This window comes from Longimicrobium sp. (assembly GCF_036399255.1).
In the GTDB taxonomy this organism is placed as follows: Bacteria; Gemmatimonadota; Gemmatimonadetes; order Longimicrobiales; family Longimicrobiaceae; genus Longimicrobium.
In genome coordinates this window covers 12,490-34,571 of the sequence record NZ_DASWNM010000034.1, presented here as the reverse complement: position 1 = coordinate 34,571, position 22,082 = coordinate 12,490, and the positions used below count along the sequence as shown (strand labels likewise).

Here is a 22,082-nt window from a genome sequence, read left to right as displayed (position 1 = left end):
AGGTTGGTGTTGCCGATGGGGTGGAGGCTCGACGACGGGCATCGAGCTGGCGCCCGCGAGGGGCCCTTCCCCCGGCCCCTCCCCGCTCGTTCCTCACGGAGAGGGGAGAATTCGATCGCGCTCCGGACGGTCCGGGCTGCGCCCGCGGGCGCCCCCTCCCGCGCAGTTTGCGGGGGAGGGCCGGTGTGGGGGGCCCCGTCTGGCGCAGCGCGATCCCCATCGAACCACCCAACCCCTGCCCCACCCCAACCTCCCCCAGCAGTTTTGGGGGAGGTGGCGAGCCCAGGCGAGCCGGAGGGGGCGCCCCGCGGGTCGCGCCGGACTCACCCCTTCGCGTCCCCCGCCTCCCCGCCCGACACCCGCACGCGGCGCGCGGCGAGGCGGTCCCACGGCAGCTTGCCGAGCCGGTCGGCGGGCTGGGGGTCCGGCGCGCGGGTCAGCACCATCACGAAGCGCGCGCCCCGCTCCGATGGCTCCAGCTTCAGCCGCCCGCCGTGCACGTCCTCCACGATGCGCCGCGCCAGCGACAGCCCCACGCCCCATCCGCCCTTCTTGGTGCTCACGCCAGGATCGAACAGCGTCGAGCGGACGGCGGGGGCGACGCCGGGGCCGTCGTCGATCACCCGGATCTCCACCGTGCGCTCGGTGGGCGCCTCGGCCTCGATGCAGATGGTGCCGCCGGAGCCCGCCAGCGCGTCCAGCGCGTTCTTGATCAGGTTCTCCAGCGCCCACTCCAGCAGGATCCCGTTCCCCAGCACCGGCGGCGTTCCCTCGGGCACGTCCACCGACAGCTCCACCGTGCGGCCCAGCTGCGGCAGGCGCACGCGCACGTAGCGCTCCAGCACCCGCAGCATCGTCCGCACGTCCACCACCTCGGTCTGCACCGGCCGGCCGATCCACTCGAACCGGCGCGCCACCTTCTCCAGCCGGTCCAGGTCCGCCTCCATCTCGCCCGCCACGGCGGGGAGCGACGCCATCTCCTCGCGGTCCTCGTCCGGCAGCCGCAGGATCTCGACCCATCCCGCCAGCGACGAGAGCGGCGTGGCCATCTGGTGCGCCGACTCGCGCGCCATGGCCGCCCATATTCGCTCGCGCTCCGTCCGCACGTTGTGGCGCAGCACCGAGGCCAGCGCCGCGAGAAGGCCGACGAGCGCGCTCACCTGCAGCCAGGGGATCCACCGCAGCCGCCGCACCGTGGGCGGGTCGCCCAGGTAGATGGTGCCCAGGCCGGGCTCGGACATGGGCGGATGGCGCGCGGCCAGCCGGTCCGCGTACTCCAGCACGCGGATCATGTCGGCGGTGTCGCCCTGCACGGCCTCGAAGGGAAGGTTGACCCAGAGCGCGGGAACGCCGTCCAGGTCGGTGTAGACGATGGGGACGCGCAGCCGCTGGATGTCGCCCGAAAGGCCCAGCAGGGTGGCGATGAGGTCGGCGTCGGGGTCGTTGAGCCCCGCCAGCACCCGCACCACGATGCGCGAGTGCACCTCGGCGTCCTTGCGCATCTCGCGCACCAGCAGCTGGCTGTAGACCAGATACCACGCCAGGATCGCCGCCGCCAGCAGGGCCAGCGCGGTGGGCCAGTGGCGGCGGTTCACGGGCGGGTGCGCCCGGGCGCGTGCGACTGCATGGCGTACGTGTGGGCGAAAGGGGCCGCCGGCACCGCGCGGCCCAGGAGCGCGGACGCGCTCAGGGGCGAACCAAGCGGTCCGTCCCCAGGTACGGGCGCAGCGGCTCGGGAATCAGCACGGAGCCGTCCTCCTGCTGCCCATTCTCCAACAGCGCCACCACGGTGCGCGGCAGCGCCACCCCCGACGCGTTGAGCGTGTGGACGTACTCGGGCTTGGCCCCCGCCTCGGGGCGGTAGCGGATGTTGGCCCGCCGCGCCTGGAAGTCGCCGCAGTTGGTGGCGCTGCTCACCTCCAGCCACCGCCCCACCCCCGGCGCCCACACCTCGAGGTCGTACGTCCGCACCGCGCTGAACCCGATGTCGCCCGACGCCAGCAGCAGCACGCGGTAGGGAAGGCCCAGCAGCTGCAGGACCTTTTCGGCGTGCCCCGTCAGCGCCTCCAGCGCGGCCACCGAGTCTTCCGGCCGCTCGAAGCGCACCATCTCGACCTTGTCGAACTGGTGCACCCGCAGCAGCCCGCGCGTGTCCTTCCCCGCCGACCCCGCCTCGCGGCGAAAGCAGGGCGAGTAGGCGGTGTAGGCGATGGGAAGCCGGTCCGCGTCCAGCAGCTCGTCGCGGTGCAGGTTGGTCACCGGCACCTCGGAGGTGGGAATCAGGTACAGCCCGTCCTCGGGAAGGAAGTAGGCGTCGCCGTCCTCCACGAATTTGGGATACTGCCCCGTCCCCTGCATCGATTCCCGCGTGACGACGAAGGGCGGCTCCACCTCGGTGTAGCCGTGCTCGCGGGTGTGCAGGTCCAAAAAGAAGTTGATGAGCGCGCGCTGCAGCCGCGCCCCCATCCCCTTGTAGACGGGAAAGCCGCTCCCAGCCACCTTGGCGCCGGCGGGAAGGTCCAGCAGCCCCAGCTCGGCCGCGATCTCCCAGTGCGGCCGCGGGGCAAAGCCCAGCTCGCGCGGCTCGCCCCAGGTGCGGACCACCGCGTTGGCCTCTTCGCCGCCCAGGGGAAGCGAGGGGTCGGTGAGGTTGGGGATGCGGAGCAGCAGGTCGTCGGACTCGCCCTCGACCTCGCGCAGGCGGCCGTCGATCTCCTTGATGCGGGCGTTCACCTCCCCCATCTCGGCGATCAGGTCGTCCGCGCTCTCCTTGGCGCGCTTGCGCTCGCCCACCTGCTGGCTGACGGCGTTGCGGCGCGACTTGAGCGCGTCGCCCTCGGCCACCAGGGCGCGGCGCTCGGTGTCCAGCGCCAGCACCCGGTCCACCGCCGCGTCGGTCTGCGCCGAGGCGCCGCGCGCGGCCAGCCCGGCGCGGACGGCGTCGGGGTCCTGCCGGATCGCCTTGACGTCGAGCATCAGTCGTCTTCCAGCCGCTCGTCTTCGCAGTTGTCGTTGATCACCAGCGCCACCCGCGCCGTCCCCGCGGCCGCGTCCATCGCCAGGATGCGGGCCTTGGCGAACTTGACGCACAGGCTGCCGGTGCTGGTGGGGTACTGCCGCGAGCGGAAGAAGTACACGCTGTTCGCACTGACGGCCAGCGGATCGGCGGCGTAGGCGCTGGTGGCGCGCGGCGCCTCGCGGATGCGGTCGTAGTCCTGCGTGGCCACCACCAGCCCCGCCCCGCGGTAGGGCGAGCCGGGCGCGTCGTACGGGCGCAGCGTGAGCCCCGCCCCGGTGCGGCGCAGGGCGATGTCCCACTCGCCGGCGTCGCGCACCAGCTCGGGGCGGCGCAGCAGGACGAACGGGGGCTGGATGCGGACCAGGTCCAGCGCCGAGGCGGCCTCGGCGCCGGGAACCGTGAGCGTCACCGTGTCGGTGGTGAGCGCCACGTCGGGGAACAGCGGATCGTCTCCACAGGCGCCCAGCAGGGCCGAGGAGGCGAACAGCGTCGTGATCAGAACGGACAGGCGGGCGAAGCGCACAACCACTCCTTGCGCGGCGTCAGTCCGGCTTCCCGCGCGCGCGGGAAGGGTGACGCGTGATGAAAAAGGCGTCTGCCGCGGGGGCCGACGCAGGGGATACCTTACGGACCGGGCGGGTGCGGCGTCAAGGTGCCGCGGGCGCGCCAGGGTTGACGGGGGCGAGCCCCGGCGGGTACGTTGCTCGCCATTGACGGACCCCGGAAACACCCAGCGGAGAACGCCCGAATGCCCGCACTGGACACGGCCCTGGCCTCGCTCGCAGCCCACCCGGGGGTGGAGCACGTGCTGGTGCTGGGCCGAGACGGGCTGCTGATCGCCCACACCGGCGACGCCGCCGGGCTGGACGCCGAAACCGTCAGCGCCATGGTGCCCGGGCTGGCCGGCGCGGCCACGGCGCTGGGACGGGCGGCCGGCCAGGGCGCGGCGCAGACCGTGGCCGTGCGCCTGGACGAGGGCGTGGCCATCGTGGCCCTGCTGAGCGCCGAGGTGCTGCTGGCCGTGCTGCTGCGCGGCGACGCGGGCTTCGCGCCGCTGCTGCGCGAATTGTCGCGGCGCCGCGGCGAGCTGGCCGGACTGGTGTGAGCGCGTACAACCCCATCCCCGGGGCCGTGGTTCCCCCCCGCATCCGTTTTCGCCAAGGATGAGCGCAGACGACACCCGGGCCCCCCGCCGCGTGCTGGTGGCCGACGACGAGCCGCACATCGGCCGCATCATCCAGATGAAGCTGGAGCAGGGCCCCTACGAGGTCACCCTGGTGGCGGACGGGCGCGCGGCGCTGGACGAGCTGAACGGCCCCGACCCCATCGACGTGGTGCTGCTGGACATCATGATGCCGTACGCCACGGGGCTGGAGGTGCTGGCCGAGGCGCGCCGCCTTCCCCACCGCCGCGAGACGCCCATCATCATCCTGACCGCCAAGGGGCAGGACGCCGACCGGCGGCAGGCGCTGGAGCTGGGCGCCACCGACTTCTTCACCAAGCCGTTCAGCCCCAAGAAGCTGCTGGCCCGGGTGGACGAGCTGTTCGGCGGCCCGTCCGCCGGCGGGGAGGACGACGCGTGAGCGACACCCATCCCGCGAGCGATCCGCACCTGTGGACGGTGATCCTGGCCGGCGGCGTGGGCTCGCGCTTCTGGCCGGTCAGCACGCCCCGCCGCCCCAAGCAGCTCCTTCCGCTGGCCTCGGACAAGCCGCTCATCCGCGACACGGTCGAGCGCATCACGCCCCTCATCCCCCAGGAGCGGCTGCGGGTGCTGACGGGCGCGCACCTGGCGGGGCCGATCCTGGAGACGCTGCCGGAGCTGGGCCCCGGCAACCTGCTGCTGGAGCCGCGCGCGGCGGGAACGGCGCCGGTGCTGGCGTGGGCCGCGGCCGAGATCGAGCGGCGCGACCCCGAGGCGGTGATGGTGTCGCTGCACGCGGACCACGTCATCCACCCCCCCGAGGCGTTCCGGGCGCTGATCGCGCGCGCGGCGCAGCTGGCGGCCGGCCACCGCCGCCTGTTCACCATCGGCGCGCCGCCCTCGCGGCCCGAGACGGGGTACGGCTACGTGCAGCTGGGCCCGCCGCTGGAGGCGCTGGAGGGCGACGCGCATCCCGAGCCCGGCAACGCCGTCGCGCAGTTCGTCGAAAAGCCCAAGCGCGAGGTGGCCGAGGAATACCTGGCCTCCGGCATCTACCTGTGGAACACGGGCCTCTTCGTCTGGCGCGTGGGCGACCTGCTGGACGAGCTGCAGCGCCACGCGCCGGAGTTCCGGGAGCTGGTGCCCCTGCTGCGCGAGGGCGCCACGGACGAGTTCTTTCGCGTGGCGCCCACCATCTCCATCGACGAGGCGCTGCTGGAGCGCTCGGACCGGGTGGGCGTGGTGCGCGCGACCTTCGCCTGGGACGACGTGGGCGCCTGGGACGCGGTGGCGCGCACCCGCACGCCCGACGCGGCCGGCAACGTGCTGCTGGGCGACGCCTACGCGGTTGATTCACGCGACAGCGTGCTGTACGCGGACGACGGCCCGGTGGTGGCGTTCGGCGTGGACAACCTGGTGGTGGTGCGGACGGCGGGGGTCACCTTCGTTGCCCACCGCGACCGCACGCCGGACCTGAAGCAGATGCTGGAGAAGCTGCCGGAGGGGCTGCGGACGCTGGGGTGAGGGGAAGTGCGGGAGTGCGGGAGTGCGGGAGTGCGGGAGTGCGGGAGTGCGGGAGTGCGGGAGTGCGGGAGTGCGGGAGTGCGTGAGTGCGGAAGTGCGTGAGTGCGGGAGTGCGGGAGTGAAAAGAGGGGCGGCGTTGCCATCTCACCGGTGTCTGCCCGCCGTGACCCGCCGGCTGGGGGATTGAGTCCGGATCGTGCAGAGGGGCGGCCGTCCGGCAGGGATCCACTACCGCACTCACGCACTCACGCACTCACGCACTTCCGCACCGATGCTTTCGCTGATCCTTTTCGACGACTCCATCTCGCGCCGCTGGCAGCCGTTCGCGCTTACGCGGCCGGGCGGCGAGCTGCGCTTCGGCGCGCTGACCACCCGTCGGCGCGCCGAGCGCGTTTTTGGGGCGCGCTGCGTGGCGCACCTGGGGCCGGACCACCTGCAGGGGTTCGAGGAGGGCGACGCGCCGCCGGTGCTTCCCTACGCGGACGCGCCGGCGGACGGCGACCGGCTGTTCCTGTCCGCGCGCGCGGTGCCGGCGTGGGGGAGCGGCGAGGTGTGGGTGTCGCGGCGCGGCGGCGCGGGCGCGGTCATCGTGGACGGCGAGGTGGCGGGTTGGTTCGCGCCCGAGGGCACGCCGGCGCCGCGGCCGGAGTTCTTCGACTCGCCGCCCACCATCCTGGACCGCACGGGCGCGGTAGAGCTGGAGGGGCGGATGATCGGCCCCGTGTGGGAGCTGATGTCGGGGAACCCGGACCAGGTGTCGACGGACGTGGCGGCGCTCTTTCCGGGCGCGGACGAGGCCCCGCTGCCGCAGGGAAGCCACCGCTTCGGCGAGCATCCGCTGGTGCTGGGCGAGGGGGTGCGCATCGAGCCGTGCGTGGTCTTCGACACCACCGCGGGCCCGGTGTGGCTGGACGAGGGGGTGACGGTCAAGGCGTTCACGCGGATGGCGGGGCCGGCGTACGTGGGGCGCAACAGCATCGTGCTGGGCGGGCACCTGGAGGCGGTCACCATCGGCGAGGGGTGCCGCATCCGGGGCGAGTTCGCGCAGAGCATCTGCCTGAACTACGTCAACAAGGCGCACGACGGCCACATCGGCCACGCCTACCTGGGCGCGTGGGTCAACCTGGGCGCCGAGACCACCAACAGCGACCTGAAGAACAACTACGGCCCGGTTCGCCTGTGGACGCCGGAGGGGGAAAAGGACACCGGCGAGCTGAAGGTGGGCTGCTTCCTGGGCGACCACGTGAAGACGGGGATCGGGCTGCTGCTGAACACGGGGACGGTGGTGGGCGCGGGAAGCAACCTGTACGGCGCGCTGCTGCCGCCCAAGTACGTTCCGCCGTTCAGCTGGGGAACCGGAGAGGACCTGACGGCGTACCGGGTAGACAAGTTCCTGGACGTGGCCGGCCGCGCCATGCAGCGCCGCAAGGTGACGCTGTCCGAGGCCGCCGCGGGCCAGCTGCGGCGCGCGTGGGACGTCTCGCGGGGAAGTGCGTGAGTGCGGAAGTGCGTGAGTGCGGAAGTGGACTGCTTCCGCACCACGTTCTTCCATCCGCCGCGCACGCTCGCCGTCCCGCGCCGGCTCCGTCCGCCAAGAACACTGACGCACTCACGCACTTCCGCACTTCCGCACTTTCTTGCGAGTAACCATCCTGGGCAGCGGCAGCCGCGGCAACGCGGTGCTGATCGAGTCCGCCGGCACGCGCCTGCTGGTGGACGCGGGGTTCAGCGGCCGCGACCTGGAGCGCCGGCTGGCCGCCGTGGACGTGGATCCCGCGTCGCTGACGGCGCTGCTGATCACCCACGACCACAGCGACCACACGCGCGGGATGGGCGTGGCGGCGCGCCGCTGGAAGGTGCCGCTGTACCTGACGGACCTGACCAGGAACGTCTGCCGCGGGCTGCTGGACGGCACCGAGGACGTGCGCGCCTACAGCAGCGCCGAGCCGGTGGAGATCGACGGGCTGACGGTGACGCCGTTCCTGACCGTGCACGACGCCATCGACCCGGTGGCGGTGACGGTGACGGAGCGCGGGACGGGCGAGAAGCTGGGGATCGCCACGGACCTGGGGCGCGCCACCGCTCCCGTGCGGCACGCGCTGCAGGGGTGCGACGTGCTGGTGCTGGAGAGCAACCACGACGAGATCCTGCTGCGCGAGAGCCCCTATCCCTGGTCCGTCAAGGCGCGCATCGGCGGCAGCCACGGCCACCTTTCGAACCGCGCCGCCGCCGAGCTGGTGGGCGAGCTGTTCCACGACGGCCTGTGCGCCGTGGTCCTGGCGCACATGAGCGAGCAGGCCAACGATCCCTCGCTGGCCCGCGACGTCGTGGGCTACGCGCTGGAGAAGCGCCGCTTCCACGGCATGCTGGACGTCGCCCAGCAGGAGGCACCGATGCAGCCGATCGACGTGACCCGGCTGCGGGCGCTCCGGCTGCCGGCGCAGATGGCGCTGTTCTAGGCCTTGCCACCGGTGCACGCGAACGCCCCGCCGGACCAGGTCCGGCGGGGCGTCGTCGTTCATGCGGGCACCCGCGGGGCTGCTACGCGCAGTAGGTGCAAGGCGCGCCCGTGTTGCAGGTGCCGTTGTTGCAGGTAGGCTCGTCACACCGCGTCTGGCAGGTAACATACGTCGCCAGCGCTTGCGGCCCGCCCAGCCCCACCACTGTTCCCTGCCGCTCCGCATCCGCGGGCAGCACGTGGAACCCGTCCACCCGCAGATCGTCCACCGTCAGCCGAAGCTTTCTCATGGTTCACTCCCGCGTTCGTGACGGCGAGCAGGCACAAGGAATTCGCACCCGCAGGCAGTCTCCGCACACTGTGTCGCAAAACGTAAGCCAACGCTCCGGTACCACGGCACTCACATTCCAACGGACGAAGGGCGGCCCTCCACACCGGAGAGCCGCCCTTCATCCATCCCGCTATTCCCTATTCCCTGTTCCCTGTTCCCTGCAGTTACGCGGCCTTCTCCTCTTCCTCGCGCAGCTTGCAGTCCAGGCAGTACCGCGCGTGGGGAAGCGCCTCGAGCCGCTGGAAAGGGATGTCCTTCTTGCAACCGTGGCAGATGCCGAACGCCTCGGGGTCCTTGATCAGCCGGCGCAGCGCTTCCTCGATGCGGTACAGGTAGCGCCCTTCCTTGCTGGCGAACAGGAACGACTTTTCGCGCTCCATGGCGTCGGTGCCCTGGTCCGCCATGTGGAACGAATAGCTGCTGAGGTCCGCGTCCGCGCTTTCCCGGCTCAGCTTGGACTGCTGCTGAAACCGGCCGAGCGAACGCAGGATCTTGTCGCGCTCACGCCGAAGAAGACGCTCGATCGCCTCGAGCTCATTCCGATCCATTGCTGTCTCGCTGTGGATGGGGTGGTCGGCGCGGCAAGGCAGCGCCACGTGCGGGGGGACCTGCTCGGACGAACATCCGTTCCTGACGGTGGGACGCCGAACAACCCTTTATAGTACCACCCACGTACCCATTTGTTCAACCCCGCCGGGCTGATTCGCAATCGGGCAGCAGATGGGTCCGGAGAGAGAACGACCGGGAAGCGCGGATCGACACGGAACGCGGGCGCGCGGAGCGAGATTCTCCGCGCGTCCACGTCTTTGAAGGAGGGCCGTCAGCCGCCGAAGTAGCGCTCCACCAGCCGCACCACGTCGTTGCCGTTGGCCCACAGCATCAGCCCCACCACGATGATGAGCCCCAGGTGCGACAGGCGGATGCGGGCCTCCAGCGAGAGCGGCCGGCCGCGGATGGCCTCGATGGCCAGGAACATCAGGTGCCCGCCGTCCAGGATGGGGATGGGGAGCAGGTTGAGCACCGCCAGGTTCACCGACAGAAAGGCCAGGAAGGTCAGGAAGGTGGCCGGCCCCTGCTCGGCGCTCTGCCCCGACGCCTCGCCGATGGAGAGCAGCCCGCCCAGGTTGCGCGGCGACAGCGCGCCCGTGAACAGGTCGCGCAGGGTGGTGAGCAGCAGCTTCACCATCTCGACCGTGTCCGTCCACCCCTGCGCCAGCACGGCGCCAAAGCCCAGCCGCCGGTACTGCACCTGCGGCTGCTCCAGCGCGCCGATCTTGCCCACCAGCGCGCCGCTCTCGCGCTCGGCCTTGGGCGTCACCGTCAGCGTGCGCCGCTCGCCGCCGCGCTGCACGTCGATCCGCAGCGGCTTCCCCGGCGCGGCGCGAATGCGCTCCACCGCCTGCGGCCAGGTGGCGATGGCCTGTCCGTCGATGGCCATGATGCGGTCGCCGGCCTTCAGCCCGCCGCGCGCGCCCGCCTCGTCGGGCACCACCACGGCCAGCACCGGCTCACTCAGCGGGCGCAGCGCGGAGCGCAGCGTGTCGCGCGCGGGGCCGGGCGCGGGAAGGTTCAGCGTGACCGCCGGGCGGCCCTCGAAGCCCAGGCTTACCGGGCCCGCGGGCGCGGCCTCCAGCGCCTCCTGCATGGCGTCCCAGTTGGCCACGCGCTGTCCGCCCACCGACACGATGCGGCTGCCGGCCGGGATCTGCGCCGCCTGCGCCCCCACGCCGCCCACCCCCGTGAGCGGGGCCAGCCGCGTCTCGGCGATGTACGGCTCGCCCTGCACGCCCGCCAGGGTGATGTTGGCCAGCAGGGCGAACAGCAGGTTCATGATGACGCCCGCCGAGATCACCCAGGCGCGGGCCCACAGGGGCTTGGCGTCGAAGGTGCGGGACGGGTCCACCGGGGGCGCGGGCTCGCCGCCCTCCAGCACCTCCATCCCCTCGTCGTCCTCCATCCCCGCCATCTTGACGTACCCGCCCAGCGGGATGGCGCTGATGACGAAGTCCGTCTCGCCCCACTTGAAGCCGGCCACGCGGGGGCCCAGCCCCAGCGAAAAGCGCGGGGCGGCGATGTCCACCGACTTCGCGGCAAAGAAGTGCCCGAACTCGTGGACCAGGATCAACACCGAGAGCGCGACCAGCGTCGCGAGAATCGTCAGCACGGGGCCAGCCGGGAAAGGGATTCGTGTGCGGCGCGCCGGGCCCACGCGTCGGCCTGGCGCACGTCGTCGAGCACGCGCACGGGGCCGCCGGGCCAGCGGGCCAGCGCGTCGGCGATCGCCCGGGGAATGCCGCCAAAGGGGGCGCGGCCGGCGAGGAACTCGGCCACCGCCACCTCGTTGGCGGCGTTGAACACCGCGGGAGCCGTGCCGCCGGCCCGCCCCGCCTCTACCCCCAGCGCAAAGGCGGGAAAGCGGTCCGCGCGCACCGGCTCGAAGGTCAGCGTCCCCGCCGCCACGGGATCGAAGCGGCGGCAGTCGTACGGAAGCCGGTCGGGATGGGTGAGCGCGTACAGGACGGGCAGTTCCATCGTGGGAAAGCCCATCTGCGCCAGCACCGAGCCGTCCACCATCTCCACCATGGAGTGGATGATGGACTGCGGATGCACCACCGCCTCGATGTTCGCGTAATCGATCCCGAAAAGGAAGTGGGCCTCGATCACCTCGAGCGCCTTGTTGGCCAGCGTGGCGCTGTCGATGCTGACCTTGGCGCCCATGTCCCAGGTGGGGTGCCGCAGCGCGTCGGCGGGGGTCACCGACTCCAGCAGCTCCGGCGGCATCTCGCGAAAGGGGCCGCCGGAGGCCGTCAGCACCAGCCGCCGCACGTCCTGGGGGCGCGAGCCGGCCAGGCACTGCTGGATGGCGCTGTGCTCGCTGTCCACGGGCAGCAGCTCGCCCCCGCCCCGCCGCACCGCCTCGAGCACCAGCGGCCCGCCGCACACCAGCGACTCCTTGTTGGCCAGCGCCACGCGCTTTCCCGCCGCCAGGGCGGCCAGCGTGGGCTCCAGCCCCGCCGCGCCGACCAGGGCGTTCACCACGACGTCCGCGTCCGGGTGCGTGGCCGCCTCCAGCAGCGCCTCGCGCCCCTGCAGCCACCGCGTTCCGCCGTCCACGCCGCGCGGCGCCTCGGCGTCGGAGACGACGGCCAGGGCGGGACGGTGGCGCAGGACCAGCGCCCGCAGGGCGTCCACGCTGCGGTGGGCGGTCAGCGCCACGGCGCGAAAGCGGTCGGGGTGCTGCTCCAGCACGGCCAGCGCGCTGGCGCCGATGGAGCCGGTGGCCCCCAGGATGGCGACGCCCTTCATCCGTCCCTCAGTACCCCACCACGAAGCGGAAAAAGGCGTACCCCAGCGGCAGGGTGAACAGCAGCGAGTCGAAGCGGTCCAGCGCCCCGCCGTGGCCGGGAAGCAGCGTCCCCGAGTCCTTGACCCCCACGTCGCGCTTCCATGCCGATTCCGCCAGGTCGCCCATCTGCGCCGCCACGGAGACCAGCAGGCCGAACAGCGCGCCCTCCAGCGGCGTGGGCACCCAGGTGACGAAGCGGGCCAGGAACAGGGCGTACGCGGCGCCCACCACCACGGTTCCAACCACGGCCGAAACGGCGCCCTCCACCGTCTTTCCGGGGCTCACGCGGGGGATCAGCTTGTGCCTCCCCATCGCCCGCCCGCCAAAGTAGGCAAAAGTGTCGCTGGCCCAGGTCAGCAGCACGGGCGCGAACAGGATGGCGCTGCCGTGCAGGGCATCGTCCACCCCCGGCAGGTGGCGCAGGTACAGGCCAAAGGCCACCAGCGCCGCGTACCCCGCGCCGAACACGGTGGTGGACACGGAGAGCAGCGGCTCGCCCTCCACGCCGCGCGACCAGATGGCCGCGGCGGGCGCGACCAGCGCGAGCAGGATGAGGACGGCGGCGGGGAGCGGGTTGTCGAGTCCTTCCGCGGGCGCGGCGCCGGCGGCCAGCACGATCCCCGCGGCGCCCGCCATCCCCAGCGCGCCCAGGGGACGCGGGGCCTTGCGGGCCGCCATGACGAACAGCTCGCGCGCGGTGAGCGCGGCGATCAGCGCCAGAAGGGCGGCCAGCACCCAGCGGCCGGCGTAGATGGCGCCCAGCGCCACGAACACGCCGGGGATCGCGACCAGGACGCGGGTGCGCGTCTCCGATGCCGCCACGTCCGCCCTCAGCCGGCCAGGACGCGGCCGAACCGCCGCTCGCGCCGCTGAAAGTCGAGGATGGCGCTGAACAGGTGCTCGCGGCCAAAGTCCGGCCACAGCAGCTCCGAGACGTACATCTCGGTGTAGGCCAGCTGCCAGAGCATGAAGTTGCTCAGGCGCAGCTCGCCGGAGGTGCGGATGAGCAGGTCGGGGTCGGGGTCGCCGGCGAACAGCAGCTGCTTCTGGAACAGCTCCTCGTCGATCTCGCCGGGCATGAGCGTGCCCTCGCGCACGCGCTCGGCCAGGCGGCGGGCGGCGTTCACGATCTCGTCGCGGGCGCCGTAGCTGATGGCCAGGTTCAGCTTGAGCCGCTCGCAGCCGCGGGTGTGGTCAACGATGGACTGCAGGGCGGCGCGAGTGCGGGGCCCCAGGCGGTGCAGGTCGCCCACGGCGCGCACCTCCACGCCCTTTTCCTTGAGGTCGCGCCGCTCCTTGCGCACGTACAGCTCCAGCAGCGCCATCAGCGCGGTGACCTCGGTGTGCGGCCGGTGCCAGTTCTCGGAGCTGAAGGCGTACAGCGTGAGCACCTCCACCCCCGCGTCGCTGGCGGCCTCGACGACGGCGCGCACGGACGCCATGCCGGCGCGGTGTCCGAACTCGCGGGGCCGGTTGCGCTGGCGGGCCCAGCGGCCGTTTCCATCCATGATGATGGCCACGTGCCGGGGCACCGTGCCGTTCACCCGGATCTGCTGGAGGAGCTGCTCAGAAGACATTCCGGTAAGATGTCCACGCGCGGCGGGTTTGTCAAAGCAAGTGGTTTACGATCGCATTAGGATCGCGAACATCATCGGAAGAATCGCGGACATCATCGGAACATCTTTCCTGGACAATCCCGTCACGCGCCGACAGCAGACCGCGTCGACGGTCTGTCCGGGACCCGGAGCCCGGCTTGCCGGTGGGGGTTTCAATGTACGGGCCAGTGGAGCTGGACGACACCCCGAACGACCGGGAAATGGTCCGTCCCTTGCGCCGGTTCGCTTGACGCGCATCCGGGCCGGACGCAATATAGCCCCGCTGTCACGATGCCTTTTTCCCCACGGGACGGAATGAAGCGACCCAACGAGGCACCTCCGGCGGCGGAGGCCGTCCGCCCGGTGCCCAGCGAGGGCGAGCCGCCGCCCATGCCGTCCGACGATCAGCCGTTCTACGACGAGTCGCTGCGTGCATCGGCACGCAGCCTGGGGCGCCTGATCCGGGGAAGACGGAAGACGCAGTAAGCACGTCGGCAAACAGATATGGGCCGGGAGCGGGATCGATGCTCCTGGCCCATTTTCGTTTTACGTCCCTGCATCCTCTTGAACCCCCGCGTACGCGAGCAGGCTCATGCCGGATCCCGGACAGGTCTACTTTCTTCCTCCCGAGCTCCGTGAAGGCCCAGGCAAGGGCGACCGGCCCCACCTGGTCCTGAGCCTGTGCGGCGAAGACAGCGACGTGGCGACGTAGCACGAAGGCGACGGATGCGGCACGCGGAGCCGCCCACGTCCTGGTGGACCCGTTCGCCACCGCCTATCGCGGCACCAGGCTTTCCCAGGCGACGTACTTCTATCCGTCCCGCCTGCTGACGTTCGCGGTCGCGGACCTGCCGGAGCCGTCCGGAAGGATCGTGGACGAGATGCACGCCATCCGGCAGACGCTCAAGACGGCGCTGGGTCTCGGCACGGGGGTGACGCGCGAACGCAGCTACCGCGGCGCCAACCGCCGCGGTCGCGTCGCGGAGTATGCTCCCTGGCTCGCGGAAGAGCTGGGCACGTCGCACTGCGTGGTGATCACGGAGCCGGGATACTCGCGAGCGTCGCTCCAGCAGACGACGATCCCGGTCCTGGACGCGCTGGAGTATGACGCCCGGCCCGGCGACGTCGTCGTGAACGAGGCATCATCCCACTGGCTGGGCCAGGCGCCGGGCGAGGCACGGACGTGGATCCTGGCCGTCCCGATGATCACCAGCGTGTACGAACGCGACTCGCTGGCGCGCTACTCCAGCCGGGTAATCAGCGAGGATACCATGCGCGAGGTAGAGGCCGCGCTCGCGTTGCACTTCGGGTTCTGGCGCACCTGCGTCCACGCGACCTCTCTTCAGGGTCAGCGCTCGCCGGCGCACACCTCGTCCAGCAGCCGCTCGCCCCGCGGCCAGGGGCCAAAGCCGGCGGCGGTGTGGACGTGGCCGGCGGCGCCGATGGGCACCAGCTCGCTCCCCCAGCACCGGGCAAAGTGCTCGGCGCGCTCCATCGTCACGAACTCGTCGTCGGTGCTGGCCACCAGGAGGCTGCGGAAGGGGAGGGGCCGCAGCGGCACGGGCGCGAAGGGGCGGATCGGTGCGGGCGTATCCGCACGCTCCACGTCGGCGGGGGCCACCAGCAGCGCGCCGGCGACGGGACGCGCGTGCACCGCCGCCCAGTGCGCCACGGTGATGCACCCCAGGCTGTGCGCGACGAGGACGACCGGCCTGGACGCATGGGCAATCGCGTCGTCGAGGGTGCGGATCCAGTCGCCCAGCCGCGGGTTCTCCCAATCCGCCTGCTCCACACGGCGAAAGCGGCGCGGGTGGGCGCGCTCCCACAGGCTCTGCCAGTGCCCGGGGCCGGAGCCGGTCCAGCCCGGCACCGTCAGCACGAGCGGCGTGGCCGTCACCGGCGCCGCCCCACCATACCGCCGACGAAGCCGCACACGGCACCCAGCAGGGTCACCATCCACACGACGACGAAAATGCCCGGAGAATTCGTCTCGATCTGCTGGATCCGAGGTCCGATCGCGGTCGAGAGAGCCCATCCAAGCGTGCCATCGACCAGCCCCGCAAAGGCTCCGGCCAGGAGCCCCGAATCAACGGCCGTGCGGGCGCGGGTACCGAAAAATCCCGCCGCGGCGTAGATCAACAACGAACCGACAACCCCCGACCCATAGTCGAAGCCCATCTGGCGCGACAGGAGCGCCATCAGGCCGTCGTACGACAGGACGGCGGCACCCGTGAGCATCAGGACACGCGCGTAGGTGCTCATTCCGGAGCGCTCGGGGATGTTGGAGTGCGTCCGCTCGTTCACACCACGTCCAGCGGGCAGTGCGGCTCCGGCAGAAGCTCCACGCGGATGGCGTCGCCCGGGCGGACTTCGCCGCCGGTGAGGACGACGGCCATGATGCCGGCCTTGCGGACCAGGTTGCCCTCCGCGTCGCGGCCGAGGACGGCGGCCATCAAACCGGGTTGGAAGCGATCGATCTGCGCGCAGGGATTGCGCAGGCCGGTCACTTCCACCACGGCCGCGTCGCCCAGGCGCAGCCGCGCGCCGGCGGGGAGCGCGAGGAGGTCGATGCCGCGCGTGGTGACGTTCTCGCCCATGTCGCCGGCGGAGACGTGGAAGCCGGCGGCGCGCAGCTCGTCGTGCAGCTCGGCGTGGATCAGGTGCACCTGGCGCAGGTTGGGCTGCGTGGGATCGGCCCGCACGCGCGAGCGGTGCTTTACCGTCGCTCCCAGGTGCGCGTCGCCCTCGACGCCCAGCCCCGCGAGAAGGCGGATGAACGGCTCGTTCGGCTTGCTGAACGAATGCTCCGCGCCGCGGCTTACGGCCGTGACGATTCCACTCATTTGCGGCGCTGCCTGGCCAGCTGCTTCTGGTATTTGCGCGTCGGCTTGCGCTCCTCTACGGGCGGCTGCACGCCATCCAGCAGCCGGTCGACCGCGTACGGGACCGGAAAGTCGCCCTGCTCGTCGATGATGAACGGAAGGCGCCGGCCGTGCAGGCGCAGGCCGCTCCACGGTGCGTTCACCGTCATCCCGCCCGCGCGCGAAAAGCCGTCGTTGTAGCTGTACGTGGCGACGTCTTCCAGCATCACCGTCCGCTGCCGCCTGCCGAACGGCCAGAGGACGGTGAGGCGAAAGCCGCCGCCCTGATCGTCCTCCTCGATGCGGGCCACGTAGCAGTGCAGGTAAACCACGAAGCCGGCGATCATGGCCACGCCGGCCGCGATGAACGAGCCGCCGAGCAGAACGCGCTGCATCAGCGGCTTCAGGACGCCGCCCTCCACCGCACCAAGCCCATACGTCCGGATCGTCCACTCGCCCAGCCAGATGAGGGTCACCCCCGCCACCAGCGTGGCGAAGCCGGCGAACCAGACCATCTTTCGCTGGGGTCCGGCATCGAAGATCGTGCGCATCATGCTCTCCGGTTACGATCCGTCCGGCTGACGATTGGATTCCGTCAGCCCGGCGGCCTGCAGCGCGGCGGTGACGTCATCGTACCGCGCCATCTCCGCCACGCGTGCATCGGCGACGCGAAAGCGCGTGGCCACCGCGGCTTCTCCGCGAACCGCCCCCGTCTCCGCGTCGCGCCAGACGCCGTGCTGGGCCACGACTACGGCGTCGCGGGCCGCAAAGGTTTTGCGCGTTTGGAAGGTCGCGCCCGCGTGGCCCATCCAGGCGCGCAGCACCTCGTGCCCGCGCGCCTCTCCCCGCGGCCCGACGATGACCACGTCCGGCGCGGTGAGCGCCAGCGCGCCCTCCACGTCGCCGGCGTTGACGGCGGCGAGCCAGTCGTGAACGGTGCGGATGGGATCTACGGACAAGGAGCCTCCCCTTCGATTATGCCCGTTGCGATTCTAATCCGGCAACGTGCCGTCCGCACGCTGAGCGAATGAATTCACCGCTGGAAAATCGCAAAGTCCGCCTTCGCGGACTCGGCGGCCCGGCTAGATGCGGCACCCGAAGCACCTGCACGCCCGCAACCGGCGATTACTGAATCAGATCCGCAATGGGCATAATCGAATTCATCCTCCGACGGCTGCTCGGCCTGCGGTTTGGTTGAGGGTGAGAATGTGTCTGAATTTCCGAGTTCCATGTGACTTCCTGAGGGAGCGCACGCGAAGAAATAGGAAGATACACAACCACCTGCGCGCGACCGAAGGATCTACTCTCGGACACGACGGGGCCAGATCCCGAGTTGCGATCCAGCCCATTCGTACTGCCGGCTAAATCCTTCGGTCGGCGCCAAGCTGCTTTCGTAGCAGCGAGTCAGGCGCGGCGCCTCCCTCAGAGGGTGTTACCAAACCTCCCCGCCTGATTGACTTCCTGAGGGAGGCGCCGCGCCTGACTCGCGTGTACACTGCACCTTGGCGCCGACCGAAGGACCTCGCCAGCAGAACGACGGGGCTGGTTCCGTGCCCTGATCTGGCCCTGCGCCATCGAGACGAGGTCCTTCGGTCGCGCGCAGGCGGTTGTGTGGAATCGGGTTACACGTGGTGCGCTCCCTCAGGAAGTCATCGCTTCTTGGTGAGGTTGGGGTTTAGCAACACCCTCTCAGGAAGTCAAAGCGACTATGCTGAATCCCAAACACACTCGGCGAGGTACGGCGCCATCTCGGCTTCCAGACGCTCGACGAGGGCGGGATCCATGAAGGCGTACTCGTCGGGGAGGTGCAGGCAGATCAGCCGCCGTCCGGCGAGCGTATCCGCGAACTTTTCGCGCATGCGGCTGACGTGGCGCTTTTCCATCGCCACCACCAGGTCCGCCCATCCCAGGTGCCCGGCCGTCACCCGCACGCGCGCGCCCGGCTCCGTGCCGGCGGAGCGGACCTGGTGCCCGTTCACACCATCGAACAGCTGCTCCGCGGTCAGGCTGCGCAGCCGGTTGCGGCTGCAGACGAAGAGGATCTTCACGCGGTGTGCGGATCGGCCAGGTTCCGTTGCGTCAGAGGGTGTTGCTGAACCGTCCACAAGCGTTGACTTCCTGAGGGAGGCGCCGCTCCGCATACTGCTTTCACGCAAAGGGTTGGCGCCGACCGAAGGACCTCGTCTGCCTGACCAAGGGACTTGAACGGCTCCCGGTGGCTGGGCCTCGCGCGACCCGACAAAGATCCTTCGGTCGCGCACAAGCTCCTGTGGTCATGATGGTTACGGGCGTGCGCTCCCTCAGGATGACACTGTGCCCCCAAGATCGAGTGAGGTTCGGCAACACCCTCTCAGGGCGGTACGTAAGGCAGGAGAAGGATATCCTCGAGCGGCACCAAAGATCCAGCCACAGGGAAGCTCCGTGCACGCCTCCACCGCCCGCGAGAAGCGGCCGGCGCGGGACTCGGCGACGGGTTACGAGCACACCGACAGTAGATTCCTCAGGCGGCGCCAGAGTCTGGAGTGTGGGGAGGGCCCGGTGCGGCGCCTTCTTCGGAATGACAGATCGCGATGGGCGATGGCTTTATCCCCAAGGTGCGCCGCAGCGCCAATCGACCCGGACGACGCACCGGGGTGTGGACGAGACGAAGGAGCCAGTGGAGAACGCTCCGCTGGCTCCCTGTGCACGGCGACCGCGAGGCGAGCGCCGCTACCGCTCGTCGATGACGATGCGCCCGCGGTTCCGCAGCAGCTCCGCCTGCGTGACCCGCAGGGTACGGCTGAGGGGCACGGGGCCGGCACGGTCCTGCGCCGGAATCTCGTACAGGAACAGGAGCACGCCCTCGCCGGAGTAGTCAGCCAGGATGATGGCGCGCTGGTCGCCCGCCGCCACCAGCCGCTCCGGCGCATCCGCCGGATCGATGGCCGGATTGGGATCCACCAGCGGCCCGTCCCGCAGGTCGAAGGCGACGTACAGCAGCGCGTTGCGGGTCCGGTTCACCAGCACCGGGGGCCCATCGCCGCCGCCGAACGGCGTGGAGCAGGCGGCGGCGAACGCGACGAGCAGCAGGGTCAGCAGCGGGCGCACGAGGGCATCATCCATGTTCAGGGTGGAGCTCGGTTCGCCCTGATCAACGTCGCCGCCGCATCATCCGTGACACCACGCGGCAGGATCACGCCTCCCCCATCATCAGCCCCTCAATGCTGTGGGCCTGGTGGATGGGCTCCAGTTCCTCCACCACGCGACAGGTGAAGCGGCGCTGCAGGTCCGCGGGCATGGACTCCCAGAAGGCGCGCGTGAACTGCAGGTCGTGGCGCTCGGCGTTGTCGGCGGTAGGCGCGTCGACGCCAAGGACCAGGACGGGGCGCGACTTCTGGCTGTGGTTGGCGGTGCCGCGGTGAATCGTGAGCGCCGAGCGGCACGAGATGTCGCCCATCCTGGGCATCTTGCGCTGGGCGCGCTCCAGGTAGCGCGGATAGAACGACTTTGGCGGAAACATCTCGTGCTCGAAGTGCTCGCCGGTGTCCCACTGCGTGCCGGGGGCGATCTCGAACGGGCCCATGTCCTCGTACACGTCCACGCAGGTCAGGTTGAACGCCAGCGAGTTCAGCCGCCGGCCCACCGTGGTGTCCGCGGGCGCGGGAAAGTCGCGGTGCCAGGGCTGGTCCTGCGCGCCGGGGCCGGGCACGTCGAAGCCGATCTCCACCACCTTGTAGTCCGGCCCCAGCGCGGCCTCGCAGACGGCGTGCACCCAGGGGTGCGTGACCAGCTCCGTGAAGCCGCGGATGTCCTCGGGGTGGATCTCGACGTAGTAGCGCTTGGGCCCGCGGCCCACGGCGCCGCCGGGGCGCTTGAGGGCCTCCTGGAACGCGATCTCCACGTCCTCGTGCAGCTGCTGCACCCACTCGCGGGAAAAGGCCCCCTTGAGCGCGATGATGCCGTCGCCGTACAGGCCGCCCATGATGGTGGCGACGTCGTACCGCAGGGCGGGCGGCTGCGGCTGCGTGCCGGTGGACTCGGGCTGGGCTTCGGCCATGGTAGTCATGCGATGCTCCTTCGGTTGGGCGACTGGCTGATCGTCTGCGACTGCGGCTGCGGCTGCGACTGCGGCCGCGGCGTGCTCTGGCGCGACCCGCGGGCGCCCCCTCCGGGCTCGCATTACTCGCCCACCTCCCCCAAAACTGCTGGGGGAGGTTGGGGGTGCGGATGGATCGGGACTCGACGAACGGCATCGGACTGCGCCGGAGGGGGTGCCCCTCCCCCGGCCCCTCCCCGTTCGTTCCTCACGGAGAGGGGAGAATTCGATCGCGCTCCGGCGGGCGGCGTTGCGAGTCCACAACCCGTTTCGAATCGCGCTCCGGCAAAGTTCGACGCGCTATCGCTTCTGCCCCACATCAACCTCCCCCAGCAGTTTTGGGGAGGTGGGCGAGTCATGCGAGCCCGGTGGGGGCGCCCCGCCGGCGACGCTCGATCCCTGCTCTACTGCCCGCTCCGCTCCAGGCCGGCGACGCGCTCGGCGACGGGGGCGATGGGGGGGAGCGGGCTCTCCGGACGGTCCAGGTAAAAGTAGACGGTGCTGGAGTAGTCGTCGGCCCGCTCGAACTTGCCGTCCTTGCTCAGGTCCATCTCCACGCGGCCGGGACCGGCGCGGTACAGGGGCCGGCCGGCGCGCACGATGGGCTCGCGGCTGTGCGGCGCCAGGTAGCCGATCTGCTGGATGGTGACGCGGATGTCGCGCTGAAAGAAGACGGGGTCGTGCACGTGGTAGCGGTAGAACGCCCACTGCATCGCCTTTTCGTCGGCGATGGGCGAGCCCTGGTACAGGTCGGCGAACTGGCCCTGCCCCCACGCGGTGCCGATGTAGTCCTCGGCGCCGGTGCCGGCGAGGGTGGGCAGGTCGCGGTCGCCGTCCAGGTACACCTTGACCTCGCCCTCGCCCCACCAGGTGTTGTAGTAGGTGGCGGTGTCGACGGTGACGCCGATGTTGGTGCCCAGGTAGCGGCCGCGGCCGGCGATGCGCGGCAGGATCTCGTAGTCGCGCTGCAGCGTGGTCTGCCGCTCGCGGCGCCAGTGGGCGTGAAAGTACAGCGCGCTGGGGCCGTGGCGGTCGCCCACGGTGTAGTCCACGTCGTAGAACAGCTCGTCCAGGTTGCGGCCGCTCTCGTTCACCATGACGATGCGCATGCCGGTGCGGAACGGCATGGGCACCAGCGCGTTGAAGCTGCGCCCCTCGGGGTTGGAGAACAGCGCGCTCTGAAAGGTGGCCGTGCGCCCCAGCCCGATGCCGAAGAAGTCGCCCACGGGCGCGCTGACGGCGGGGGTGGAGGCGCCGTCCCAGTACATGTCGATGCGCAGGCCGCGCAGCATCTGCGGGCCGCGGTCGGGGAACGTCATCCAGATGCGGCGCACGGTGCCGCTGGTGCCGGTCTCCTGGGCCAGCACGCGGCTTTCGCCGGCGGGGATGGCGACGGTGGGCGAGCCCTTGCGGCCGCCGTTGGCCTGCCCGCCCGCGCCCCGTGCTCCCGTGGGGTTCTCGCCGCTGGCCCAGCGGGTCTCCACGCCCTCCTGCATCTCGAACAGCGACTGCGCGGCGGCGGGGCGGGCGCCCACCATCGCCAGCAGCGCGAGCGGCAGAAGGCGGGAGGCGCGGAACAGCGGATGGTGGCGCGTCATCTCGGAACTCCGAACAAGATTACGGTCGACAGGATGGCTCGCGACGGGGTCGGTGCCGCCAGCGGGCGCCCCCTCCGCTCGCTCAGGCTCGCACCTCCTCAAAACTGCTGGGGAAGGTTGGGCGGTGCCGA

Annotated in this window: 24 protein-coding genes; 6 read left to right on the top strand and 18 right to left on the bottom strand. The window is 71.0% G+C overall.

Annotation, left to right across the window (positions count from 1 at the left end; all coding sequences use genetic code 11):
* Positions 1-323: 323 nt before the first annotated feature.
* The 3 genes from VGC13_RS06100 to VGC13_RS06090 form a co-directional block, all read right to left on the bottom strand.
* Complete coding sequence (locus VGC13_RS06100) at positions 324-1,595, bottom strand: HAMP domain-containing sensor histidine kinase (protein ID WP_331124334.1); 1,272 nt, start codon at positions 1,593-1,595, stop codon at positions 324-326.
* A gap of 91 nt (positions 1,596-1,686) precedes the next feature.
* Positions 1,687-2,976, bottom strand: a complete 1,290-nt coding sequence (gene serS / locus VGC13_RS06095; protein ID WP_331124333.1) for a serine--tRNA ligase — start codon at positions 2,974-2,976, stop codon at positions 1,687-1,689.
* A complete protein-coding gene (locus VGC13_RS06090) occupies positions 2,976-3,542 on the bottom strand; it encodes a hypothetical protein (protein ID WP_331124332.1) in 567 nt (188 codons plus the stop codon). The genes serS and VGC13_RS06090 overlap by 1 nt, the downstream gene beginning before the upstream one ends.
* 225 nt (positions 3,543-3,767) lie before the next feature.
* Here VGC13_RS06090 and VGC13_RS06085 point away from each other — a divergent pair, with 225 nt between their 5' ends.
* From VGC13_RS06085 to VGC13_RS06065, 5 genes are all read left to right on the top strand, one after another.
* Positions 3,768-4,124, top strand: a complete 357-nt coding sequence (locus tag VGC13_RS06085; protein ID WP_331124331.1) for a roadblock/LC7 domain-containing protein — start codon at positions 3,768-3,770, stop codon at positions 4,122-4,124.
* A 58-nt stretch (positions 4,125-4,182) separates the two neighbouring features.
* Positions 4,183-4,602, top strand: coding sequence for a response regulator transcription factor (locus tag VGC13_RS06080; protein ID WP_331124330.1), 420 nt, complete (start codon positions 4,183-4,185; stop codon positions 4,600-4,602).
* Positions 4,599-5,687 carry a mannose-1-phosphate guanylyltransferase gene (locus tag VGC13_RS06075; protein ID WP_331124329.1) on the top strand — a complete coding sequence of 363 codons (1,089 nt, stop codon included), beginning with the start codon at positions 4,599-4,601 and terminating at the stop codon, positions 5,685-5,687. Before VGC13_RS06080 ends, VGC13_RS06075 begins: the two co-directional genes overlap by 4 nt.
* Before the next feature lie 271 nt (positions 5,688-5,958).
* Positions 5,959-7,185, top strand: coding sequence for a putative sugar nucleotidyl transferase (locus tag VGC13_RS06070; protein ID WP_331124328.1), 1,227 nt, complete (start codon positions 5,959-5,961; stop codon positions 7,183-7,185).
* Positions 7,186-7,324: 139 nt separating this feature from the next.
* Positions 7,325-8,146: an MBL fold metallo-hydrolase gene (locus tag VGC13_RS06065; RefSeq protein ID WP_331124327.1), complete on the top strand. Its 822-nt coding sequence runs from the start codon at positions 7,325-7,327 to the stop codon at positions 8,144-8,146.
* Positions 8,147-8,228: 82 nt separating this feature from the next.
* Here the strand turns inward: VGC13_RS06065 and VGC13_RS06060 are convergent, their stop codons facing one another.
* From VGC13_RS06060 to VGC13_RS06035, 6 genes are all read right to left on the bottom strand, one after another.
* Positions 8,229-8,435: a hypothetical protein gene (locus VGC13_RS06060; protein WP_331124326.1), complete on the bottom strand. Its 207-nt coding sequence runs from the start codon at positions 8,433-8,435 to the stop codon at positions 8,229-8,231.
* 205 nt (positions 8,436-8,640) lie between these two features.
* The gene (locus VGC13_RS06055; protein ID WP_331124325.1) at positions 8,641-9,024 is read right to left on the bottom strand and encodes a TraR/DksA family transcriptional regulator; all 384 of its coding nucleotides are present in this window, start codon (positions 9,022-9,024) and stop codon (positions 8,641-8,643) included.
* Between the two features lie 272 nt (positions 9,025-9,296).
* Complete coding sequence (gene rseP / locus VGC13_RS06050; RefSeq protein WP_331124324.1) at positions 9,297-10,640, bottom strand: RIP metalloprotease RseP; 1,344 nt, start codon at positions 10,638-10,640, stop codon at positions 9,297-9,299.
* Positions 10,634-11,782: a 1-deoxy-D-xylulose-5-phosphate reductoisomerase gene (gene dxr, locus VGC13_RS06045; protein WP_331124323.1), complete on the bottom strand. Its 1,149-nt coding sequence runs from the start codon at positions 11,780-11,782 to the stop codon at positions 10,634-10,636. Before dxr ends, rseP begins: the two co-directional genes overlap by 7 nt.
* 7 nt (positions 11,783-11,789) lie before the next feature.
* Entirely contained in the window at positions 11,790-12,644 is an 855-nt protein-coding gene (locus tag VGC13_RS06040) for a phosphatidate cytidylyltransferase (protein ID WP_331124322.1), read from the bottom strand.
* An 8-nt stretch (positions 12,645-12,652) separates the two neighbouring features.
* The gene (locus VGC13_RS06035; RefSeq protein WP_331124321.1) at positions 12,653-13,399 is read right to left on the bottom strand and encodes an isoprenyl transferase; all 747 of its coding nucleotides are present in this window, start codon (positions 13,397-13,399) and stop codon (positions 12,653-12,655) included.
* A gap of 333 nt (positions 13,400-13,732) precedes the next feature.
* Between VGC13_RS06035 and VGC13_RS06030 the strand changes: the two genes are divergently transcribed.
* On the top strand, positions 13,733-13,903 hold the full coding sequence (locus VGC13_RS06030; protein WP_331124320.1) for a hypothetical protein: 171 nt from the start codon (positions 13,733-13,735) through the stop codon (positions 13,901-13,903).
* 862 nt (positions 13,904-14,765) lie between these two features.
* On the opposite strand, the gene VGC13_RS06025 is transcribed toward VGC13_RS06030, so the two are convergent.
* The 9 genes from VGC13_RS06025 to VGC13_RS05985 all read right to left on the bottom strand — a co-directional run bounded on the left by VGC13_RS06025 (position 14,766) and on the right by VGC13_RS05985 (position 21,951).
* Positions 14,766-15,350, bottom strand: coding sequence for an RBBP9/YdeN family alpha/beta hydrolase (locus tag VGC13_RS06025; RefSeq protein WP_331124319.1), 585 nt, complete (start codon positions 15,348-15,350; stop codon positions 14,766-14,768).
* Entirely contained in the window at positions 15,311-15,679 is a 369-nt protein-coding gene (locus VGC13_RS06020) for a hypothetical protein (RefSeq protein WP_331124318.1), read from the bottom strand. Before VGC13_RS06020 ends, VGC13_RS06025 begins: the two co-directional genes overlap by 40 nt.
* Before the next feature lie 38 nt (positions 15,680-15,717).
* On the bottom strand, positions 15,718-16,260 hold the full coding sequence (locus tag VGC13_RS06015) for an MOSC domain-containing protein (RefSeq protein ID WP_331124317.1): 543 nt from the start codon (positions 16,258-16,260) through the stop codon (positions 15,718-15,720).
* The gene (locus VGC13_RS06010; RefSeq protein WP_331124316.1) at positions 16,257-16,829 is read right to left on the bottom strand and encodes a hypothetical protein; all 573 of its coding nucleotides are present in this window, start codon (positions 16,827-16,829) and stop codon (positions 16,257-16,259) included. The genes VGC13_RS06015 and VGC13_RS06010 overlap by 4 nt, the downstream gene beginning before the upstream one ends.
* 12 nt (positions 16,830-16,841) lie before the next feature.
* A complete protein-coding gene (locus VGC13_RS06005; RefSeq protein WP_331124315.1) occupies positions 16,842-17,237 on the bottom strand; it encodes a nuclear transport factor 2 family protein in 396 nt (131 codons plus the stop codon).
* Between the two features lie 747 nt (positions 17,238-17,984).
* Entirely contained in the window at positions 17,985-18,326 is a 342-nt protein-coding gene (locus VGC13_RS06000) for a hypothetical protein (protein ID WP_331124314.1), read from the bottom strand.
* 661 nt (positions 18,327-18,987) lie between these two features.
* Positions 18,988-19,380 carry a hypothetical protein gene (locus VGC13_RS05995; protein ID WP_331124313.1) on the bottom strand — a complete coding sequence of 131 codons (393 nt, stop codon included), beginning with the start codon at positions 19,378-19,380 and terminating at the stop codon, positions 18,988-18,990.
* Between the two features lie 70 nt (positions 19,381-19,450).
* Positions 19,451-20,323 (bottom strand): phytanoyl-CoA dioxygenase family protein, encoded by an 873-nt coding sequence (locus VGC13_RS05990; RefSeq protein WP_331124312.1) that lies wholly within the window; start codon positions 20,321-20,323, stop codon positions 19,451-19,453.
* Between the two features lie 434 nt (positions 20,324-20,757).
* Positions 20,758-21,951 (bottom strand): glycoside hydrolase family 172 protein, encoded by a 1,194-nt coding sequence (locus VGC13_RS05985; protein WP_331124311.1) that lies wholly within the window; start codon positions 21,949-21,951, stop codon positions 20,758-20,760.
* Positions 21,952-22,082: the final 131 nt, after the last annotated feature.

What these genes read in the sequence shown, in the direction of transcription:
- VGC13_RS06070 (WP_331124328.1), top strand. Translation starts at nt 5,959, where the DNA reads ATGCTTTCGCTGATCCTTTTCGACGACTCCATCTCGCGCCGCTGGCAG.
- VGC13_RS06010 (WP_331124316.1), bottom strand. Translation starts at nt 16,829, where the DNA reads ATGCGCACGATCTTCGATGCCGGACCCCAGCGAAAGATGGTCTGGTTC.
- VGC13_RS06035 (WP_331124321.1), bottom strand. Translation starts at nt 13,399, where the DNA reads ATGTCTTCTGAGCAGCTCCTCCAGCAGATCCGGGTGAACGGCACGGTG.
- VGC13_RS06030 (WP_331124320.1), top strand. Translation starts at nt 13,733, where the DNA reads ATGAAGCGACCCAACGAGGCACCTCCGGCGGCGGAGGCCGTCCGCCCG.
- VGC13_RS06015 (WP_331124317.1), bottom strand. Translation starts at nt 16,260, where the DNA reads ATGAGTGGAATCGTCACGGCCGTAAGCCGCGGCGCGGAGCATTCGTTC.
- VGC13_RS05995 (WP_331124313.1), bottom strand. Translation starts at nt 19,380, where the DNA reads ATGGATGATGCCCTCGTGCGCCCGCTGCTGACCCTGCTGCTCGTCGCG.
- VGC13_RS06020 (WP_331124318.1), bottom strand. Translation starts at nt 15,679, where the DNA reads ATGAGCACCTACGCGCGTGTCCTGATGCTCACGGGTGCCGCCGTCCTG.
- VGC13_RS06055 (WP_331124325.1), bottom strand. Translation starts at nt 9,024, where the DNA reads ATGGATCGGAATGAGCTCGAGGCGATCGAGCGTCTTCTTCGGCGTGAG.
- VGC13_RS06060 (WP_331124326.1), bottom strand. Translation starts at nt 8,435, where the DNA reads ATGAGAAAGCTTCGGCTGACGGTGGACGATCTGCGGGTGGACGGGTTC.
- VGC13_RS06080 (WP_331124330.1), top strand. Translation starts at nt 4,183, where the DNA reads ATGAGCGCAGACGACACCCGGGCCCCCCGCCGCGTGCTGGTGGCCGAC.
- VGC13_RS05990 (WP_331124312.1), bottom strand. Translation starts at nt 20,323, where the DNA reads ATGACTACCATGGCCGAAGCCCAGCCCGAGTCCACCGGCACGCAGCCG.
- VGC13_RS06085 (WP_331124331.1), top strand. Translation starts at nt 3,768, where the DNA reads ATGCCCGCACTGGACACGGCCCTGGCCTCGCTCGCAGCCCACCCGGGG.
- VGC13_RS05985 (WP_331124311.1), bottom strand. Translation starts at nt 21,951, where the DNA reads ATGACGCGCCACCATCCGCTGTTCCGCGCCTCCCGCCTTCTGCCGCTC.
- serS (WP_331124333.1), bottom strand. Translation starts at nt 2,976, where the DNA reads ATGCTCGACGTCAAGGCGATCCGGCAGGACCCCGACGCCGTCCGCGCC.
- dxr (WP_331124323.1), bottom strand. Translation starts at nt 11,782, where the DNA reads ATGAAGGGCGTCGCCATCCTGGGGGCCACCGGCTCCATCGGCGCCAGC.